The organism is Photobacterium sp. SP02, assembly GCF_038519165.1.
Classification (GTDB): domain Bacteria; phylum Pseudomonadota; class Gammaproteobacteria; order Enterobacterales; family Vibrionaceae; genus Photobacterium; species Photobacterium halotolerans.
In genome coordinates this window covers 1-18,702 of record NZ_JASJOJ010000011.1, presented here as the reverse complement: position 1 = coordinate 18,702, position 18,702 = coordinate 1, and the positions used below count along the sequence as shown (strand labels likewise).

The window sequence follows — 18,702 nt, the reverse complement described above, 5'->3', positions numbered from 1 at the left end:
ATTACTGTGTGACTTACAGAAAACGGGCAATGTTCTCAACGCTCTCTTTGGCATCGCCAAACAGCATCTGGGTGTTTTCTTTGAAGAACAGTGGGTTTTGAACACCTGCATAACCGGTATTCATTGAACGCTTAAATACGATAACGTGTTTTGCGTTCCACACTTCCAGAACTGGCATACCGGCAATCGGGCTACCTGGATCTTCCATCGCCGCCGGGTTAACCGTATCGTTTGCACCGATCACCAGTACAACGTCTGTCTCTGGGAAGTCCTCATTAATCTCGTCCATTTCCAGGACAATATCGTAGGGCACTCTCGCTTCAGCCAGCAGTACATTCATGTGACCAGGCAAACGACCGGCAACCGGGTGGATACCAAATCTGACATCCACGCCTTTTGCCCGTAGCTTCTCTGTGATTTCATGTACCGGATATTGCGCTTGTGCAACCGCCATTCCGTATCCTGGCGTGATGATCACTGAGCGAGCATCTTTCAGCATCTCTGCCACTTCTTCCGCAGAGGATTCGTGGTACTCGCCCACTTCTTCATTACCGGTAGAAACAGAGCCATCTGTACCAAAACCACCTGCAATGACACTGACAAATGAACGATTCATTGCCTTACACATAATGTAAGACAGTATCGCACCTGAAGAGCCAACCAAAGCACCAGTCACAATCAACAGATCATTGGCCAGCATAAAGCCAGCCGCTGCGGCGGCCCATCCTGAATATGAGTTCAGCATTGACACGACAACCGGCATATCCGCACCACCGATCGATGCAACCAAATGATAACCGAATGCTAAAGCGATAATTGTCACAACAATGAGTGGGAATATCGAAGGATCCGGGTCCACAAACACTGTGAGTAAAACAAGAGAAACCAGAACAGCCAGCAAGTTCAGTTTATGGCGGTGAGGCAACATCAAAGGCTTGGATGACATTGAACCGCGAAGTTTACCAAAAGCCACCACTGAGCCTGTAAAGGTCACAGCACCGATGAAGACACCGATAAAAATTTCAACCAAATGAATGGTTAACATCGCCCCAGTCAGTGCTTCACCATGGTCAAGGAAAGTATTGAAACCGACCAGCACGGCTGCCATACCCACAAAACTGTGAAGAATAGCAACCAGCTCTGGCATCTGAGTCATTTCAACTTTCTTGGCATAGTAAATACCAATCGCACCACCCACAATCATGGCCAGAATAATCCAGCCGGTTCCAGCTGATTCCGGGCCAAAAATAGTCGCAATCAATGCTATGGCCATTCCTGCCATACCAAAGTAGTTACCTGACTTTGCGGATTCCTGTTTAGAGAGTCCCGCCAACGACATTATAAAAAGGACAGCAGCAATAATGTAGGCCGCTTGAACAATTCCTGCAGACATTGATAACAACTCCCTTACTTATCTTTACGGAACATTTCAAGCATCCGCTTAGTGACGGTAAAGCCACCAAAAATATTGATACTTGCGATCAAAACAGCAATAAAGGCAAAGAAGGACACAACGCCAACCCCCTGACCAATCTGCAATAAGGCACCAACAATAATGATACCGGATATAGCATTGGTCACTGACATCAGAGGTGTGTGCAATGCATGCGTCACGTTCCATACGACGTAGTAACCCACCACGCACGCCAGAACAAAAACCGTAAAGTGAGAAAGGAATTCAGCCGGTGCATAATTGGCGACCCAGCCAAACAATAGCGCCCCCGCCGCCATCAAACCATACTTTCTGGCTGGCGACATTGGCTCTTTGACTGCTTTGGTAACAGGTGCGGCGGCCGCTTTTTCTTGCTGCGGTGCAGCGGATACTTTAATGGGGGGCGCCGGCCAGGTGAGCTCACCTTCTTTAACCACGGTTAAACCACGCAGCACTTCATCATCAAAGTTGATATCTATGTTGCCGTCTTTTTCTTTACACAGCAGCTTCATCAAATTGACTAGGTTGGTAGCATAAAGCTGGGACGACTGATTCGGTAGACGGCTGACCATATCGGTGTAACCGATAATTTTCACACCGTTAGGCGTAGTGATAACTTTATCGGCTTCGGTATAGGCACAGTTTCCGCCATTGGCCGCAGCAAGGTCGACAATAACACAGCCAGGTTTCATGGAATCAACCATTTCCTGGGTAATCAGGCGAGGAGCCGGACGACCGGGAATCAGCGCAGTAGTAATAATGATGTCAACGTCTTTCGCCTGCTCTGCGTACAAACGCTCAGCAGCCTTATTAAATTCGTCTGACATTTCTTTCGCGTAGCCATCACCTGTGCTGGTATCTTCCTTGAAATCGACTTCAAGGAACTCAGCACCCATAGACTGCACTTGCTCTTTGACTTCAGGACGCACATCGAAGGCGCGAACAATGGCACCCAGGCTGCCCGCAGCACCGATAGCGGCCAATCCGGCAACTCCCGCGCCGGCAACCAGGACTTTCGCTGGCGGTACTTTACCAGCAGCAGTGATCTGCCCGGTAAAGAAACGACCAAATTCGTGGGCAGCTTCAACAACAGCACGATAACCGGCAATGTTTGCCATAGAACTCAAGGCATCCAGGGCTTGTGCTCGTGAGATACGCGGCACCGAATCCATAGCCATTACGTTGATATTTTTGCTGGACAATTTCTTCAGCAATTCTGGATTCTGCGCCGGCCATATAAAGCTGACCAGACTGGCCCCCTCTTTCAGGAGAGCAATCTCATCATCACTGGGGGCATTCACTTTAAAAATCAGATCTGACTGCCACACTTCTTCCGTAGACACGACACTAGCGCCTGCGGCTTCAAAAGCAGCGTCATCAAAACTTGCGTGAATACCAGCGTCATGTTCAACAGCAACACTGAACCCCATTTTTAATAACTGCTCGACCGTTTTCGGCGTCGCAGCCACTCGCGTTTCATTCGCGAGTATTTCTTTAGGCACACCTATCTGCATCGTTATTCCCTGAACAGTAGCAAAATGTACACATTTAGTATCCAGCTCCCAGTATCGCAACGGCTGAGAATGGAACTAATACAACACTCTTTACTTGAGATTAAACAACGGATGTTATTGACTTACATGAAGTTAACCACACCAACAATTTAGGGCAAACCCAGGTTCTGTAACCCGTTTCACTTATCAGCAAAAAAGCTGAAAGAGAATGAACTACATCCCAAGATTTGCCGTTTTCTCCCAACAACATTCAGGGTTTCCCACCAGCCATGCAAAAAATAGAATGAGCAATAACCGGGGTCCGGCTCCCTGATAAAAAGCACCGGCCTCTAAGCATTCATTTCAGCGCAGCGTCTTTACTCCCACAGACAATGCGCTCAATTTACCGGAACATGGCTTCGCCGGTCTGATCGATAAACATCTTGGCTTTATTCACCATAAATGTTGTCGCATCCGCTTTACTTGCCAGTAAATCTGACCGTATGAAAGTGTGTGTTTTCAACTCACCTTCACATTCTTTGCAAATCCTGCCAGCAATCCGAAACTGCCCGCCTTCAGAAATAGGTTCAGGGTAAATGAGATACCCTTTATATTCCTCAGGTGTCACTTCAAGCGTTTTCGAATCTGCCGTTTCTCTACCAAAGAGCTTTGACCAGAAACCCACGAAAGCACTCCTTTCCGATAGATTTAATGACACTATCATGCCATATGCTTATGTAAAATAAACCCAAACAGATTAAAAACTGATAATTATGATGAAAATGTTCTAACTCCGTTTTATTCACCACTGTCTCACACTAGATTCACATAAGAAAAATTAACAAAAAAACGCCGGCTTCATGGCCGGCGCTTATGTGGTCTAGCAAGTGACATGCTTATCGAATCAGACCAATGTCTTTCTGCAAGTGAACTGGCAGATGAGAAACCTGATAAGTCTTAACGGATACCTGCTGACGGGGTAACAAAATATCCAGTGCGTGTGCAATCAATCCTTTGATGTTCAGCGAATAGGCTTTCTTCTCCATAACGTCCTGATTTGTGATGGTATCGAAGTGCATTGCCTGTGCCATGATTGCCTCATTATTGATGGGTTTGATGTTCTTCTACAGGACAAATACTAACCGGTTGATTTTTGAACTAAAAATGACATTTTTTCCAATGAACCATAAAAAAATCTAATCTGTTGCGTAAAGGTTTCAATTTGATTGGCAGCAAAAAATATATACGCTGAAGAGATGAATAATCTGTCATGAAATGGTATCAATTAATGCCTAAATAGCGTGTTATCAGATTAGGCTCAACCAAAGTTCACAATCAATTAACAATCACACAGGATTAAAGATGTTATCCCTGCTTGCGAGACACTCATCAATACTTTTATTACTTGCCGCTCTCATTGGATTTTCCTTTCCAGCGATTTCTACTGCTGTTTTCCCTTATTTGCCTTACATTCTTTTCTTTTTAATGTTGTTTACTTTGATTGGGATAAAACAAAACGCTTTAATCAGCCTTTTATTTCAGCCGAAAATCTGGGTATACGCCTTTTATCATGCTGCATTGCTGTCAATGCTCTCGACCCTGATTGCCTCTGTTTTGGGAGCTTCCGCGTCACTGACCCTGGCTATTTCGGCGGTTGCGGCAACCGGATCTTTATTTGCCACACCGGCCATAGCACGCTCAGTTGGACTGGATGTGATGACCGCCATGGCGATGACTATTGCCACCACGCTGCTGATGCCCGTTGTGCTTTGTATCAATCTCTACCTTTTCCGGCATGACAGCTTCAGTCTTGATCTGATGACTTATTTCCAGCGACTGATTATTTTCATTTTTGGTCCTATGCTGCTATCAGCGCTTTGTCATCGCTACGTTCCTTCCCACATCCTTCAGCGTACACACAGTAAAATTGCGCAAGTGACTATTTTGCTGGTTCCGGCATTTCCGCTGGGCCTGGTGGCTGACTTTCGTGCATTTGTCGATCAGTCATGGCAGCAAGGATTACTTTACTTTGGTTACGGTATCGCAATATGTCTGCTCTTCTTTATTACCGGTTTTCTGCTGTTTATGCGGAAAAATGTTCAGAATGGTCTTCTTGCAGGGATCACTTCCGCCAATCGGAATGTCTTGCTGACTTATACCGTCGCCGGAGCCGCATTAGGCCCTGACTATCTCATTCTTGTTGGTGCGCTTCAGCTTCCAATCTATGCCATGCCGTTAGTGGTCAAGTGGATGAGCAACTTGCTCAAGAGCAAAAATCCAACGCAAACCTCCTCTGTGAACTGATTCCATGAGCAGAAAACAAGCAGTTGTGCTGATTGAACAGATAAATCTCCTTTAACGTGATGTCAGTCTTGCTCTTCGCGCAGTGATTTCATTATTATCGACTGGAATTCTCAGGGCGGGGTGAAATTCCCCACCGGCGGTAACTGGCAGAAACAGGCTGATAAAGTCATGCCTTTTTCGACAGAAGCCCGCGAGCGCTTCATCGTAATCGCACTCAGTGTGGATGAAGGTCAGCAGATCTGGTGAAACTGCGTTCTCTACTGAATGCAGCGAGTCCAGAGCCGACGGTTATAGTCCGGATGGAAGAGAATCAGCGGATTTGTTTCTTGCTTTTACATTATGTTCAGCGAGCCTGTGGCTTGCCTGCTGACACCTACCTGTAAAGCTATTTCAGCCTGGCTGAAACGCTGTTTTTTTGCGCCCTGATTCTGGTAACGTTAATGTTAATAATGGAGTAAATACCATGAATCAGTCTCTGCTTTCCCCTTTTGGTACCGCTTTCGAGCGCGTTGAAACCGGCATCCGCGCTATTCGTGAAGGTCGTGGTGTTTTGGTGGTTGACGACGAAGATCGTGAAAACGAAGGTGATATCATTTTTGCCGCCGATTCGCTCACGACTGAGCAAATGGCACTGATGATTCGCGAGTGCTCAGGCATTGTCTGCTTGTGCTTAACCCAAGAGCGCATCGATCAACTCGCGTTACCTATGATGGTCGACAATAATACCAGCGTAAATCAAACCGGTTTTACGGTAACCATCGAGGCTGCAAAGGGAGTTACAACAGGCGTTTCTGCCGCTGATCGTGTCACCACCATCAAAGCTGCCATTGCTGATGACGCACAGCCCGAAGATTTGCACAGGCCTGGCCATGTTTTTCCGCTGAAAGCGAATTCTGAAGGTGTGCTGGGTCGCCGGGGTCATACAGAGGCAACTGTAGATCTCATGCGATTAGCTGGCAAAAAGCCGTTCGGCGTGCTTTGTGAGCTGACCAACCCCGATGGCACCATGGCCCGTTTACCTGAAGTGATTGCATTCGGTAAGCGTCATGATATGCCGGTTTTAACCATTGAAGATCTTGCTGCCTACCGATTAGCGCATCTGTCAGCGCAGACAGGTGAAGGTAATACAGCTTCCGAAGCCGCATTCGCTTAAGTGCTTCTGACGCGCAAAGAGGTATTCTGCTGAATACCTCTTCCTTATTTCAGCTAATCAGATGCCTGACACTGGTACCCAGTATGTCAGAGCACTCCAGGCCACAATCCAAACACTGATTAAAATTGCATCCAGCCAATCCCGATTCATATCCGACTCTTGCTTGATCACCTTATCAGTAATCAGTCGACCGGAGGGTTAGCATCATTAAATGGAATTTATGCAGAAAAAAGCCTGGCACATTGCCAGGCCTGACTGTGAAGAATTGCCAACAGCTGATGCTGAGCTTTAGGCTGCGCCATGTTCGTGATCAACATGCTCACACTCGCAGGGAATGTAAGTGATCAGATCGTCTTTCGGTGCAGAAAGCTGTTGCTGATAACGCGCATAATTTTCAAACGCTTCAGCCATTGTACAATCGAGTGATAAAGGCGCCATTTCGCAGTCCAGCAGCGCCTGATAACCTTCTTTGCCTGTCGCCGTATAACCGGATGACACTGAGGTATAGACAGCATCGTCTTCCAGGGGCAACCACTCACCTTCTGTGAAATAGGCCAGTTTTTCTATCCGCTGACCTTTCGGCCGGCAACAGCGATAAGTAAAACGCAGATGGGCCGTATAGGGGAAACTGCCGGTGCCCGTGCCTTCAACCCCGTTATCAACAGCGTTATCTATCGCACCTTCCAGCGCTTCACGCACTTTGGCGCCTCTGACTTTATAAACCATCAGCCCAATAGCGAAAGGCAATAAGCGCCCGGCAATATCTGCAGAACTGATGGGGCCTGGGTTGAGCGACGTTCTGACACCACCAGCATTGTGAATGCCAAAATCAACCTCAAAGCCCATCTGTCTGCCATGATGCACAAAACTTTCAACCACCAGTGGGGCAATCGCGCTGGCACCATGGCTATCAGGCACTCTGACATGGCGTAGTGACTCAGTAACGACCGCCACTTTATTGGTCTGACGTTCACGAACCGCAGGACGATAATCCAGATTCAGAATGTGCTCTACAACCGGATCCTTAGCGCACATAGTGATATTCGACTGTTGCTGAAGATAGTGTTTTACCACTTCGTGGCAATCCGGGTCTAAATGCTCATTGCGTGTGGCATCCAGGGTAAATTGGCGGCCAAGCAGCAACTGATTACCGCCTGACACTTGTTCAACACTGCCATCCGCCGCAAAATCGATCGAAATCTGACCCAGCGCCAGTGCATTACAACCGGCCTGCACCACACAGGTACCCTTAATGTTGACGGCATACTGGTCTTTTTTACCGTACCCGACATTGGTGAAGTCCCCTTGCATGGTATGGGTATGACCGCCAATGATAACGCCTATCCCTGCCACTTTTTCAGCCAGTTCAAGGTCACGTTCATAACCAAGATGACTGAGAAGCACGATTTTGTTCACTCCGTGACGGTGTAACTCTGCAATGGTTTTTTCTGCGACCGAAACCACCGACCGGAAAGAAGTATCCGGGTCCGGGTTAGCAATTTTATCCATATTTTCAATGGTCAGGCCAAAGAGCGCGACAGGCTCACCCTGCACGTCTTTCAGCATATAACGTGCACAACCCGTATCATTGTTATAGGCCAGCAGGTTTGACTTGGGTCTCAGCGGATTACGCTTGGTTTGATCTTCCTGACTCAAATCCCAGTTACCGGCCAGCATTGGAAAATCAACCTGATCGAGAAAGTCGGCAACCAGGGTGTTACCCATATCCAGTTCATGATTACCCAGCGCCATAGCTTCTACGCCAATCGCGTTAAGCAGCCTGGCATTAGCCTCACCTTTGAACAGAGAAAAATACAATGTGCCCTGAAAGCAGTCGCCGGCATGCACAAACATAAACTCACGGCCATTTAAATACGCTTGCTTTCTTGCCTCTTTCACCGCCGTCGATACCCGCGCAAACCCGCCACAACTGGCATATACAGTCGTCTCATGCTCGTTCTCGGCAACAGACAGGCCTGGTGTTTGAATCAACACATGTTCGGGCAAAGTCAGTTTGATTGCAGAGGGTTCAAAATGAGAGTGCGTATCGTTGATATGGGCGATGGTAATCCGGGCTTGAGTGTGTCGGGTCATAAAGGCTTACTGTTCTCCGTGAAATATTTCAATCAGATATGATTCTTATCACATTGTGCATATCATCATACAGGAAAGGCCCGTATCCAGGGATGAATATCTCATCTGTCACAAAAATATCACCATAAACAGGCAACCAAAAGTCAGAAAAGGCAGCGTTAATGCTGCCTTCTCATACCTTCACAGGTTCATACGTGAAGAAGATTACTGATAGTGTCCATGCCGCTGCAGGACTTCAATTTTGTAACCATCCGGGTCTAAAACAAAAAAGAAGCGTGCCAGTAACTGGCCTTCGCGAGAAAACTCTTTAATATCCAGTGGCGCATACCCCAGAGAGCGCAGCTTTTCGTGCTCAGCATCCAGGTCATCCACAGCCACGGCAATGTGCCCGTAGCCACTGCCGTGCGTATAGGGCTCAGCACCTTTGTTCCAGGTCAGCTCCAGCTCCATATCATTCTCATCATTACGCAGATAGACCAGGCTGAAGTCATCAAAATCCAGGCGGTGAGCAACATCTAAATCCAGCGCCTGTCTATAAAAAGCGAGGGACTTCTCCAGATCATGCACTCGCACCATGGTATGAATAATTTTTGCCATCGGCCAACTCCTGAAAATTTGGGCTTAGTTTACCCAATAGGTGTTTGATAATCCTGAGCCATTGCCCGGACTGTTGTCTGGTCCGGACTATAACAACCCCATCCCTTCATCACAAGCAGCCGCCCGGACTCAATTTCAATCACGATGGAAATCAACAGCTTCTGCAAATTTTGTGAGCATATACATGAACACACCGACTGTTAATGCTATAGGCTTACAGTAAGCAAACACAGCGGGCAGGTGAAGAATGCATTTAAGCAGAATCGAAATTGCAGGTTTCAGAGGGATCAAGCGCTTGTCTCTGACACTGAATGAGCTGACGGTACTCATTGGTGAAAACACCTGGGGTAAATCTTCTCTCTTGGACGCCCTCAGTATCGCACTCTCACCGGACGCCAAATTCCATAACTTTTATTTTTCTGACTTTCATGTTGACTACTCACTGGGCCATACCCAGGTCTCTCAGATACAAATCGTCCTGAACTGGGTTGAAGACTATCCGGGCGAGCACAAAGCGCGCCGCTACCGCTCCTTCAAGCCCGTGTGGGTAAGGAACGGCAAAGACGGTAAACAGTTTTACTATCAGATAAGCAGCGAACGTGAAGACGACAAAGTGATCACAGCACGTCATTTCCTTGATGCCGGTGGCAATATCATCGACTGCCCGGATAGCGACAAGCTTGCTAAACAGCTGATGGTTTTACACCCTATAGTGCGAATCCGCGACGCGAGACAACTGCGGCTTGACGCAGAGCAGCAGCAAGAAGAGCTCGATCAGGAACAACGAAATGCCCTCAACACCCGAATAGAGCGCCGGCTGGATAACACTTGCCGCCGCCTGCTGACCCGCCCCGGCCATGTCAGCAGCGATGAAATCAAAAGCAGTATCCGGGCTCTGCGGACGCTGGTTGATCATTATTTTGCGTTTACACCACACCATAAAGCGCCCCACCGGGATCACAGGCATTTCCCCGAACGCAGCCACTTTTCCCCTAACCCCCTGGAAATGCTCGCCCGTCCGGAAATGACCAAGCAAAACAAACTGGTGTTAATGGGCCTCATCAACGCCTACATCCGCGCCCGGGGGCCGGTAGAACTGAAGCGTATATCACGCCCCATCATGATCCTTGAAGACCCGGAAGGCAGGCTTCACCCCATCATTCTTCATCAGGCGTGGGCTTTTGTCGTTAATATGCCGATGCAGAAAATTCTTACCACCAACAGTCCGGAACTGGCCTCTGTTGTCCCGTTGAACAGTATCAAAAAACTCAACAGAGAGCCTGATAAAACCCGGGTCTACAGTCTGGACAACCACAGCCTGAGCCGGGATGAACTGCGCAGAGTCGGCTTTCACGTGCGGTTACATCGCCCCGGCGCACTGTATGCCCGGGCCTGGCTGCTTGTGGAAGGGGAAACAGAAGTCTGGCTGTTAAATGAATTTGCTTACCGGTGCGGTTATAACTTTGCCTCGGAAGGCGTGCAGGTGATTGAATTTGCACAAAGTGGTCTGAGGCCTATTATCAAAATCGCGAAACTGATGGGAATAGAATGGCATGTCGTGACAGATGGCGATGCCGCAGGGAAGAAATACGCAGAAACAGTACGTCACATGCTTGGCAGCGAATCGGATAAACACAGGTTAACCGTATTACCGGATCTTGATATCGAACATTTCCTGTTTCACCACGGTTATGAACCCCTGTTTCGTAAGCTGGCACGCGTGTCGGATGACCACCCTGCGCCCCCCAAAAAGATCATACAAAAAGCGCTCAAGCATCATGCGAAACCGGATGTCGCCCTGGCCATGGTGGAATTTACTGACAGCGAGGAAATTGATCATATTCCGACCTTGCTGCGCTGGCTGCTCAAACGCATGGTCGCACTGGCTCGCGCTTCAACCACCTGAGCCAGCACGCCACACAGCAAAACAGCAAAACAGCAAAACAGCAAAACAGCAAAAGGTGACAGTATCACTTAGTCGGTTTTTTCAAAGAAGAGCGTCACAGTGCCAACGTGAACGCCCCATTTACTCATTTTGGCAACGTTGAACATGCGGGCATCGTCCTGAAGGAACATCCAGTCATCAAAGGCGATGTCATAAGTGCTCTCCCCGACGGGCACCCTCAGCGTGTACTGCCAGTTCAGGGCATTGCCAGACACTTTGCCGGTGGCTTCCCCCACCACATCTCCCGCCGTTCCGGTATAAACACCGTCGGGCCTGCGTTGTATTGTCCAGACCCTTTGCTGCTTTTCACCATCATCGAACACAAAGTCTTCTTTGAGAGTCAGTGTATTACCCTGAACGGTTCCGATGATATCAACGGAAAAACGTCGTGTCTGCTTGCCGGATCTGTCCTGCAGAATCCCCCAGGCTGTTACATTGCCGTTGAAGTAACTGAACAGATCCAGTTCAGGGCGATGATATTTGTGATCCTCAACCGATGCCGAGCAACCACTGATCACAAGCACCATCAGCAGTGCCACGATTTTTACCCAATACGTCAATCCGGTGTAATACATGTACATCATCCTGTTTCTCCCGCCACGTCAGACCTGGCCAATGAGCCGCTTTCTCAGATCAGGATACCGGGTCCGAGGCGATAACCAGATATCCAGAAAGGCGTTCGCCATTTCCCTGTCCCGCACTTCACCAATCACAGTGTTGTCACGGTAAAATGTTCCTCCTTCTGAGTGAACAACAAATATCAGCCGATCACCTTTACGCACATTCGGCCAGATATTATCGAGCACAATAAGCCATTGCTGACGCTTGGCAGCCGGTACTCCCAGCTTTTGCCATTGGTCATCCGTGGCATCCAGTAAGTCATCTTTATCAATGTCACGCTGATACTTGATCACCAGCGCGGCCGAGTTCGCCATGTTGGCATTGTATTGCCCTGACGGGGTTCGGAGCTGAGAGTCATAGATGACCCAGGGACCCCATTTTAAAGTGGCCTCTCCGACAACCGGCCAACTTTGCCAGGCGCTGGTTGCCATTGACCAGGGCGAAACCAGCAGCAAAACTACAGTGAAAATCGGTAGCAAACGCATCTCACACCTCCTTTAAGGCACAGGATCGTATCCACAACAAAAGAAGTCCTGAAAAAGCCAGCCAGCACGTTGTCACTATCAATAGGGTCAATGTGTCGCCCAAGGGCCAGGACACAGCACCCAGTTGCTTTCCGGCCAGATAGCTGCCAGCACCACCAACACTCCCCGCCAGTAACACCAGCAAGGTCGGATACCTTGCCAGGTTATAACGCAGGAACCACACAAAGGTGGCAAATCCTAACCACAGCAGAATCAGCCAGGCTGGCAGAAAACTGCTTTCAAAGCGATAAACACCGGTCAAGGCCAGTAATCCGTCCATCAGGCTGCCTGCCAGAGCGGTGACCAGTACCATTTTCACTGCAGCCGGAAAACACCACCAGACTATGATCAGAATGCAGGCCAACACCGCGATCCAGTCGTTTTGCCCCAAAACCGCCAGCAGCCAGAATCCGTTAAACAGCAGGCCGCCGACAACCAATGCCTTAGTCGATAATGCCTTGGTCGATAAGGTTGATGTATCGCATGACGTTTTCATAGGGTCTTACCTTCCCGCTCGTCTCTGCCAGGTAATTATTGCCACTTGGGTCTGCTGGCAATCAGCTGCACTGTACTGATCGTTTTCTCTTTGAAACCGCCTTCGCAATAGCACAGGTAATAGCGCCACATGCGAATAAAACGTGGGTCGAAACCTTGCTTGCTGAGCTGATCGGCACTGGCATTGAACAGACGGTGCCAGTCGGCCAGCGTGCGTGCGTAGTCCAGCCCGATATCTTTCAGATCCCGGATAACAAAATCGCTGTATTGCGTCAGGCTTTGCGCCAGGAGCGTGACAGACGGCAGGAAGCCACCCGGAAAAATATGCTTCTGGATGAAATCAACGCCCTTGCTGTAGCTCTCAAACCGCTGGTCTGCGATAGTGATTGCCTGTATCGCCAGCAGGCCGCCTTCTTTTAACAACGACTGACATTGCTTGATGTAGGTCGCCAGATAGCGTTTGCCTACCGCTTCGACCATTTCGACAGAAACCAGCTTGTCATATTGCCCGCTCAGATCGCGGTAATCCTTGCGCAGTAAGGTGATACGATCCGACAGCCCTTCCTGCTCCACGCGGGATTTCGCGTATTCATACTGAGCATCGGAAATGGTGGTGGTCGTCACCCGGCACCCGAATTGTTTGGCCGCATGAATGGCCAGCGCGCCCCAGCCTGTACCAATTTCCAGCAAGTGATCACCGGGTTGTAAATCCAGTTGCCGGCACAGACGATCCATTTTGTTGAACTGCGCCTGCTCTAATGACTCCGAAGGATCGTGATAGATCCCGCAGGAATACAGCATCTGCGGATCAAGAAACGTCCGGTAAAAGTCATTGCCCAAATCATAATGCGCCAGAATGTTTTGCTTTGAACCGGCTTTATTGTTGCGGCGAGTAAAATGCTGCCAGCCTTCGGCCACACGTGTCATCCAGCTGGTTTTCGACTCCAGCTTATCCAGCATGGCTAAGTTTCTCGCCAGCACCTGCACAACGGCTGTAATGTCCGGTGAATCCCACCAGCCATCCATATAAGCTTCGCCGGCAGCAATACTGCCGCCCTGTAACAGTCGCTGGTAAAGCCCTGGTTCTCTGACCAGAACATGCGCCTGGCAATCGGACGTTTCATCCCCAAATCGATGTGTTTCGCCCTGGCTGTCCACCAGTGTCAGGCCGGCATGGCGTAACTGAGCCAGCAAAGCAAAGACCAGACGGCGAGCCATGGTGCCTTCTTCAGCCTGGGTGCTATAGCTGCTTTTCGTTTCTGTGTTCGACATCGTCTACCTCAGCGTTCCGGTTGTTTTCTTTTGAAGGCTTGTCAGAAGTGAAGCCCTTGACTGTATCTGTATGAAAATGCGCGTCCTTATGGTGATCATTCGGGTAACCATGAAACGGCACTTTTTTCCACCATAGCTTGATGGCTTGCCAGTAAATGCCGGCGACCACCTTGAGTGTCTGAATCGGTGTCTGGCGTAACAAACGCCAGAGTACCCGGGTGGTGAAAGCCTGTTTACGCAGTGCCATAGTGGCATCCATGACGGTGTTGCCCGTGTCGTTACCAACAATGTCCAGATGTACAAATACCTGACTGACAGGCGGTTTCAGCCGCCAAAGATAGTGCTGAGCCATCGGATTGAAGGGCGACACGTGAAAAGCCTTGCCCTGTAACCAAGGCTTTTCACGCCAATCCGACACGGCTGGCACAGCATAGTAATGACGCTGGTTCCATGGGGTATTGCTCACTTCCGCCAACAGCCAGCGCCACTCACCCTGTTCATCAAAACAGTAATAAAGGTTAAGCGGGCTAAAATAGAGCCCAAAATACCGTAACTGACACAGTTGCTTCACTTTTCCTGCGAGCCGTTCGCCGGTCAGCTGAAACAGCTTGTCCTGAACCCTGAGCTTGAGCGGCCCCTCGCCTTCTGCCCGCAGATAATCTTCCCGTCGCCACCTGGCGGGGTGATACCAGCGGCAGCCAAAACCAACCACCTGTTCGCTGAGTGAGGTCACTTCATCAAGATCAATCAGGGGCATAAACATGGGATAGCTGAACGCATGTTTCACCGGGGTATAACGACGATGCCTCACCTGTCCGACGCACAGGCCGCTCTGTAAATGAGACATTGTCATGAGACTAATTCCATTCGCGGATGGCGCTTGTCATTGCCGATTGTCTCAATGGCATTGACGACATCCAGTGCACTGCGCACACCGTCTTCATGGAACCCGTTGTACCAGTAAGCGCCACAGAACCAGCAGCCCTGCTGACCGTTGATCAGGCCACGCTGCCCCTGTGCGGCTATAGACTGGGTATTAAACACGGGATGCGCGTAGCTGAAACGGCGGATGATGGTTTGAGGATCGATATCATCAGTGCGGTTCAGCGTGACGCAAAATGTCTCGGGTGAATCGAACCCCTGCAGAATGTTCATGTTATAAGTCACGCTGGCCAGTTGACGCTCACGACTGGCATTATCCGGCAGGTGGTAATTCCAGGCCGCCCAGGCGCGCTTAGCTTTGGGCAGCATGTTGCGATCGGTATGTAACACCACCTCATTTTGCTGGTAAGGGATAGCGCCTAAGACCTGAGTTTCATTGACAGTCGGGTCAGCCAGCATGCTGAGCGCCTGATCACTGTGGCAGGCAAAAATCACCTGATCAAAATACTGCTGTCCGCGGCCTGTGCTGATTTCTACCTTAGGGCCTAATCGCTGCACACTCAGTACCGGCTCATTGAGGTGAATCCTGTCGGCAAAGTCCCGGGTCAGACTGCGCACGTATTCTCTCGATCCCCCCGGCACCACATACCATTGAGGCCGGTTCGTGACTTCCAGCAAGCCATGGTGACGGAAAAAACGCACGAAGAATGGCAATGGAAACGCCCGCATATCTGACAAGGTTGATGACCAGATAGCAGCCCCCATGGGCAATATGTAGTTCTGACAAAAATACTCACTGAACCTGTGGGCAGAAAGAAACTCCCCTAATGTCGTTGCTGCCAGTTCATCCAGATCCGCTTCCCTTGCCAGTTTGTTGAATCTCAGAATGTCACGGATAAAGCGGTAAAAAACAGGACGAAAGACGTTCCGCCGCTGGGCAAACATCGAGAGCGCGTCATGGCCGTTGTATTCAAGTCCGATAGCGTCGTTCTGCACACTGAAACTCATCTCAGTCGGCTGACGGCCAATGCCTATCTCTTTGAGTAAGGCTTCGAACTGAGGATAGGTTCTGTTGTTAAAGACAATAAACCCGGTATCAATCGCATAACGGCCGCTGGCTGTTTCAACATCCACTGTCGCGGTATGGCCACCGATGTACTCATTGGCTTCAAACACTGTGATGTCATGCTGTTGGTGCAGTTTCCAGGCACAGGTGAGTCCCGCAATGCCGGTGCCGATAATCGCAATCTTCATTCTGTTTTCCCTGTCATTTTTTTCACGATCGCCAGCTGTAACGGCATAGGTAACAGCGACAGTAGTTTGAGATACCCGCTGAACAGCGGCGGAAAATGCACTTCAGATTGACGCTTGGCGATGCCTTTCCGGATTTTTGACGAGGCATAGTCCGTCGTCACTCTCATCGGCATCGCAAAATCGTTCTTATCGGTCAGTGGTGTTTTGACAAAGCCTGGCGACACCAAGGTCAATGTGACACCGTCACGAGAAAGATCCATTTTCAGCGTGTTGGCCAGATAACTCAGTGCGGCTTTTGAGGCACCGTAGGCCTCTGCCCGGGGCAAAGGCACATAGCTGGCCGTTGACCCGACAATGGCAAGATGGGTGGTTTCGGTAAACTTGGGCTGCAAAGCTTCGATGCAGTTCAGTACCCCAAAGAAATTCACATCAAATACGCGCCGGAATAAGGCCACATCCACTTCGCCCCGCTCAATGTATTCACAGGTGCCTGCATTTAATATGATCAGATTTGGCCGTATGGATGAGTCACCCAAGGCGTCATGAGCCGCCTGATAATCAGTGACATCAAAAGCAAGCGGGATGATTTTTTTGCTGATATCAGCAAGGTGCTGCAGCTTATCAAGCGAGCGTCCGCATGCTATAACCTGCCAGCCATCAGCGGCGTAATCTTTGGCCAGCTGGGCGCCAATGCCAGAGCTGGCACCTGTAATCAGTACTGTCGACATCATCACAAACCTGCCTTAATCATTTTCACCACACGGCCGAGAATCGGTATTGCTTCGTACAACATCTCGCCCAGATCGAAATAGTCCCGGTGTTTAATCACGCGGTTATCCAGAAAACTCAGATGCGAGCACCCTTTCACAGTGCGAGGTTCGCCTTTTGCTAATTTCGGATGTGCAAATGTCATGGTCCACACCACATACCCTTGATGCGCATCACTCATGCTCTCTTCAATAGTGAAGGCACAATGGGTGACATTCGTGAACAGGCGCCTGAAATACGCTTCCAGTGCCGGCCAGCCTTCGACTTGATGAGCTGGGTCTTCAAACACCACATCCGGATGGTAGAGCGATTCAAGACTGGCAAGCTTGTCCTTATCTAACCTGCTGTATATACGGATAAATCTGTCCATAACCGAGACTGCTTCAGCGGGAGTGCCGCTTGGTGTCTCAGTCAGTGAAGTATGTTCGCTGTCCTGCTCTTTCATGATGTGGCTTCCTTCCTGTGTGTAGAATTAACCCGCTTCTGCTGTGGCTTTTGCCTGTTTAAATGCCTCAATGGCATGTAATCTCGCCGACTTGTGATCCACCATAGGCGTGGGATACTCAAGGCTGGCTGCGCCTGACCATTCATGGGGTTCGTGAATATACTTGTCAGGCACGTTTTCGAGCTCTTTTACCCATGTACGTATGAACTCACCCTTTGGATCAAACTTTTTTCCCTGAGTGGTCGGATTGAACACCCGGAAATAGGGCTGAGCATCGGTACCGGTAGATGCCGCCCATTGCCAGCCACCGTTATTGGACGCCAAATCCCCGTCGATCAGATGAGACATGAACCACTGCTCACCCGCCTGCCAGTGGATCAGCAAATCCTTGGTTAAGAAGCTGGCGGTAATCATCCGCAGTCGGTTGTGCATCCAGCCTGTGGCGTTCAGCTGCCGCATGGCGGCATCGACGATGGGAAAACCGGTTTCGCCCTGTTGCCAACGTGCCAGTGCTGCTTTGTCGGAATGCCAGGCCACTTGCCTTGTCCAGCCGACAAATGGCTGGGCCCGGCTGACTTTCGGGTAAGCCTCAATGAGATGACGGTAAAACTCACGCCAGATAATTTCATTGAGCCAGACAAAAGGCCCTGCGTCCTGCTTCTCAATCGCGTGCGGGTACTCATGTAAAATCGCAGAGACGCATTGCCGGGCCGACAAGGCGCCAATAGCCAGATACGGTGATAATTTGCTGGTGCCCTCCACGGCTGGAAAATCCCGCTGATCACCGTAGTCCGCGACATGCTCGATACAAAAGCGCATCAGCGCATCGCGGATAGTGTCTTCTTCAACAGGCCAGCGACTGCTGTCTGCCAACGGATAATTCATCCATGACGGTCCGAAGTTGGTCTCAATCACAGAGCCGAAACTGTCGGCATCGTCACTGGGTGATACAGGTGGTGGCACAGGTTGTGCCAGCGCCGGGCTTTGCTGGAACAGACGCAACCATTCGCGGCGAAAAGGCGTGTACACTCTGAAAGACTCGCCCTGACGGGTCAGAATACTGCCGGCAGGCAGCACGCAGGTATCTTCCAGAGCGCTGAATTTGATCCCTGCCTCTGCCAGCGCATGACCCGCAGCCATGTCACGCTGGCGTTCATTCCATTCATACTGTTTATTACAGAAAACATGCTCTGCCTGCCAGTCGCGAGCCAGGGTTGTCAGGCAGTCGGGAACAGCGTTAAAGTCAGCAACTGCCTCAATGCGCAGTGGAATATTGAGTTCAGCCAGCTGAGACTGGAGCACAGTTAAGCGGCGGCGAATAAAATCGATCTGGATGGGAGCTGCATCGTGAGTCGCCCATTGGTCAGGCGTTGCAATGAACACCGCCAGTACAGATTGATATTTCTGGCATGCCTGAATCAGG

18 protein-coding genes and 1 riboswitch are annotated in these 18,702 nt (G+C 49.8%); of the genes, 3 read left to right on the top strand and 15 right to left on the bottom strand.

Annotation, left to right across the window (positions count from 1 at the left end; genetic code table 11):
• Positions 1–13: 13 nt before the first annotated feature.
• The 4 genes from pntB to P0Y67_RS07105 form a co-directional block, all read right to left on the bottom strand.
• Positions 14–1,393 carry a Re/Si-specific NAD(P)(+) transhydrogenase subunit beta gene (gene pntB, locus P0Y67_RS07120; protein ID WP_342391321.1) on the bottom strand — a complete coding sequence of 460 codons (1,380 nt, stop codon included), beginning with the start codon at positions 1,391–1,393 and terminating at the stop codon, positions 14–16.
• Positions 1,394–1,407: 14 nt separating this feature from the next.
• A complete protein-coding gene (gene pntA, locus P0Y67_RS07115) occupies positions 1,408–2,946 on the bottom strand; it encodes a Re/Si-specific NAD(P)(+) transhydrogenase subunit alpha (protein ID WP_342391320.1) in 1,539 nt (512 codons plus the stop codon).
• A gap of 382 nt (positions 2,947–3,328) precedes the next feature.
• Entirely contained in the window at positions 3,329–3,610 is a 282-nt protein-coding gene (locus P0Y67_RS07110; protein ID WP_192013793.1) for an HlyU family transcriptional regulator, read from the bottom strand.
• A gap of 211 nt (positions 3,611–3,821) precedes the next feature.
• Entirely contained in the window at positions 3,822–4,016 is a 195-nt protein-coding gene (locus P0Y67_RS07105) for a hypothetical protein (RefSeq protein ID WP_027251300.1), read from the bottom strand.
• A 271-nt stretch (positions 4,017–4,287) separates the two neighbouring features.
• Here P0Y67_RS07105 and P0Y67_RS07100 point away from each other — a divergent pair, with 271 nt between their 5' ends.
• Both P0Y67_RS07100 and ribB read left to right on the top strand, forming a co-directional pair.
• Positions 4,288–5,229 (top strand): hypothetical protein, encoded by a 942-nt coding sequence (locus P0Y67_RS07100; RefSeq protein WP_342391319.1) that lies wholly within the window; start codon positions 4,288–4,290, stop codon positions 5,227–5,229.
• Between the two features lie 102 nt (positions 5,230–5,331).
• Positions 5,332–5,544, top strand: a riboswitch (FMN riboswitch).
• 148 nt (positions 5,545–5,692) lie between these two features.
• The gene (gene ribB, locus P0Y67_RS07095; RefSeq protein ID WP_342391318.1) at positions 5,693–6,382 is read left to right on the top strand and encodes a 3,4-dihydroxy-2-butanone-4-phosphate synthase; all 690 of its coding nucleotides are present in this window, start codon (positions 5,693–5,695) and stop codon (positions 6,380–6,382) included.
• Positions 6,383–6,670: 288 nt separating this feature from the next.
• Here ribB and P0Y67_RS07090 read toward each other — a convergent pair whose 3' ends face one another.
• On the bottom strand, positions 6,671–8,476 hold the full coding sequence (locus tag P0Y67_RS07090; protein WP_342391317.1) for a bifunctional metallophosphatase/5'-nucleotidase: 1,806 nt from the start codon (positions 8,474–8,476) through the stop codon (positions 6,671–6,673).
• A gap of 204 nt (positions 8,477–8,680) precedes the next feature.
• Positions 8,681–9,073 (bottom strand): VOC family protein, encoded by a 393-nt coding sequence (locus tag P0Y67_RS07085; RefSeq protein WP_342391316.1) that lies wholly within the window; start codon positions 9,071–9,073, stop codon positions 8,681–8,683.
• A gap of 247 nt (positions 9,074–9,320) precedes the next feature.
• Here P0Y67_RS07085 and P0Y67_RS07080 point away from each other — a divergent pair, with 247 nt between their 5' ends.
• Complete coding sequence (locus P0Y67_RS07080) at positions 9,321–10,979, top strand: ATP-dependent endonuclease (RefSeq protein ID WP_342391315.1); 1,659 nt, start codon at positions 9,321–9,323, stop codon at positions 10,977–10,979.
• Positions 10,980–11,047: 68 nt separating this feature from the next.
• Here P0Y67_RS07080 and P0Y67_RS07075 read toward each other — a convergent pair whose 3' ends face one another.
• The 9 genes from P0Y67_RS07075 to phrB form a co-directional block, all read right to left on the bottom strand.
• Complete coding sequence (locus P0Y67_RS07075; RefSeq protein WP_446728809.1) at positions 11,048–11,593, bottom strand: DUF3833 domain-containing protein; 546 nt, start codon at positions 11,591–11,593, stop codon at positions 11,048–11,050.
• Positions 11,594–11,620: 27 nt separating this feature from the next.
• Positions 11,621–12,124, bottom strand: coding sequence for a chalcone isomerase family protein (locus tag P0Y67_RS07070; RefSeq protein ID WP_342391314.1), 504 nt, complete (start codon positions 12,122–12,124; stop codon positions 11,621–11,623).
• A gap of 1 nt (position 12,125) precedes the next feature.
• Entirely contained in the window at positions 12,126–12,659 is a 534-nt protein-coding gene (locus P0Y67_RS07065; RefSeq protein ID WP_342391313.1) for a DUF2878 domain-containing protein, read from the bottom strand.
• A gap of 35 nt (positions 12,660–12,694) precedes the next feature.
• On the bottom strand, positions 12,695–13,930 hold the full coding sequence (locus P0Y67_RS07060; protein WP_342391312.1) for a cyclopropane-fatty-acyl-phospholipid synthase family protein: 1,236 nt from the start codon (positions 13,928–13,930) through the stop codon (positions 12,695–12,697).
• A complete protein-coding gene (locus P0Y67_RS07055; protein WP_342391386.1) occupies positions 13,899–14,777 on the bottom strand; it encodes a DUF1365 domain-containing protein in 879 nt (292 codons plus the stop codon). The genes P0Y67_RS07060 and P0Y67_RS07055 overlap by 32 nt, the downstream gene beginning before the upstream one ends.
• Before the next feature lie 2 nt (positions 14,778–14,779).
• The gene (locus P0Y67_RS07050; protein ID WP_342391311.1) at positions 14,780–16,066 is read right to left on the bottom strand and encodes an NAD(P)/FAD-dependent oxidoreductase; all 1,287 of its coding nucleotides are present in this window, start codon (positions 16,064–16,066) and stop codon (positions 14,780–14,782) included.
• The gene (locus P0Y67_RS07045) at positions 16,063–16,794 is read right to left on the bottom strand and encodes an SDR family NAD(P)-dependent oxidoreductase (protein ID WP_342391310.1); all 732 of its coding nucleotides are present in this window, start codon (positions 16,792–16,794) and stop codon (positions 16,063–16,065) included. The genes P0Y67_RS07050 and P0Y67_RS07045 overlap by 4 nt, the downstream gene beginning before the upstream one ends.
• 2 nt (positions 16,795–16,796) lie before the next feature.
• Positions 16,797–17,204 carry a nuclear transport factor 2 family protein gene (locus tag P0Y67_RS07040; RefSeq protein WP_342391385.1) on the bottom strand — a complete coding sequence of 136 codons (408 nt, stop codon included), beginning with the start codon at positions 17,202–17,204 and terminating at the stop codon, positions 16,797–16,799.
• Positions 17,205–17,306: 102 nt separating this feature from the next.
• The gene (phrB, locus tag P0Y67_RS07035) at positions 17,307–18,701 is read right to left on the bottom strand and encodes a deoxyribodipyrimidine photo-lyase (protein ID WP_446728807.1); all 1,395 of its coding nucleotides are present in this window, start codon (positions 18,699–18,701) and stop codon (positions 17,307–17,309) included.
• Between the last annotated feature and the right edge of the window lies 1 nt (position 18,702).

Excerpts from the sequence above, each read along its gene's own strand:
- pntB (WP_342391321.1), bottom strand. The coding sequence starts at position 1,393 with ATGTCTGCAGGAATTGTTCAAGCGGCCTACATTATTGCTGCTGTCCTT.
- pntA (WP_342391320.1), bottom strand. The coding sequence starts at position 2,946 with ATGCAGATAGGTGTGCCTAAAGAAATACTCGCGAATGAAACGCGAGTG.
- P0Y67_RS07105 (WP_027251300.1), bottom strand. The coding sequence starts at position 4,016 with ATGGCACAGGCAATGCACTTCGATACCATCACAAATCAGGACGTTATG.
- P0Y67_RS07100 (WP_342391319.1), top strand. The coding sequence starts at position 4,288 with ATGTTATCCCTGCTTGCGAGACACTCATCAATACTTTTATTACTTGCC.
- ribB (WP_342391318.1), top strand. The coding sequence starts at position 5,693 with ATGAATCAGTCTCTGCTTTCCCCTTTTGGTACCGCTTTCGAGCGCGTT.
- P0Y67_RS07090 (WP_342391317.1), bottom strand. The coding sequence starts at position 8,476 with ATGACCCGACACACTCAAGCCCGGATTACCATCGCCCATATCAACGAT.
- P0Y67_RS07085 (WP_342391316.1), bottom strand. The coding sequence starts at position 9,073 with ATGGCAAAAATTATTCATACCATGGTGCGAGTGCATGATCTGGAGAAG.
- P0Y67_RS07080 (WP_342391315.1), top strand. The coding sequence starts at position 9,321 with ATGCATTTAAGCAGAATCGAAATTGCAGGTTTCAGAGGGATCAAGCGC.
- P0Y67_RS07075 (WP_446728809.1), bottom strand. The coding sequence starts at position 11,593 with ATGTATTACACCGGATTGACGTATTGGGTAAAAATCGTGGCACTGCTG.
- P0Y67_RS07070 (WP_342391314.1), bottom strand. The coding sequence starts at position 12,124 with ATGCGTTTGCTACCGATTTTCACTGTAGTTTTGCTGCTGGTTTCGCCC.
- P0Y67_RS07065 (WP_342391313.1), bottom strand. The coding sequence starts at position 12,659 with ATGAAAACGTCATGCGATACATCAACCTTATCGACCAAGGCATTATCG.
- P0Y67_RS07060 (WP_342391312.1), bottom strand. The coding sequence starts at position 13,930 with ATGTCGAACACAGAAACGAAAAGCAGCTATAGCACCCAGGCTGAAGAA.
- P0Y67_RS07055 (WP_342391386.1), bottom strand. The coding sequence starts at position 14,777 with ATGTCTCATTTACAGAGCGGCCTGTGCGTCGGACAGGTGAGGCATCGT.
- P0Y67_RS07050 (WP_342391311.1), bottom strand. The coding sequence starts at position 16,066 with ATGAAGATTGCGATTATCGGCACCGGCATTGCGGGACTCACCTGTGCC.
- P0Y67_RS07045 (WP_342391310.1), bottom strand. The coding sequence starts at position 16,794 with ATGTCGACAGTACTGATTACAGGTGCCAGCTCTGGCATTGGCGCCCAG.
- P0Y67_RS07040 (WP_342391385.1), bottom strand. The coding sequence starts at position 17,204 with ATGGACAGATTTATCCGTATATACAGCAGGTTAGATAAGGACAAGCTT.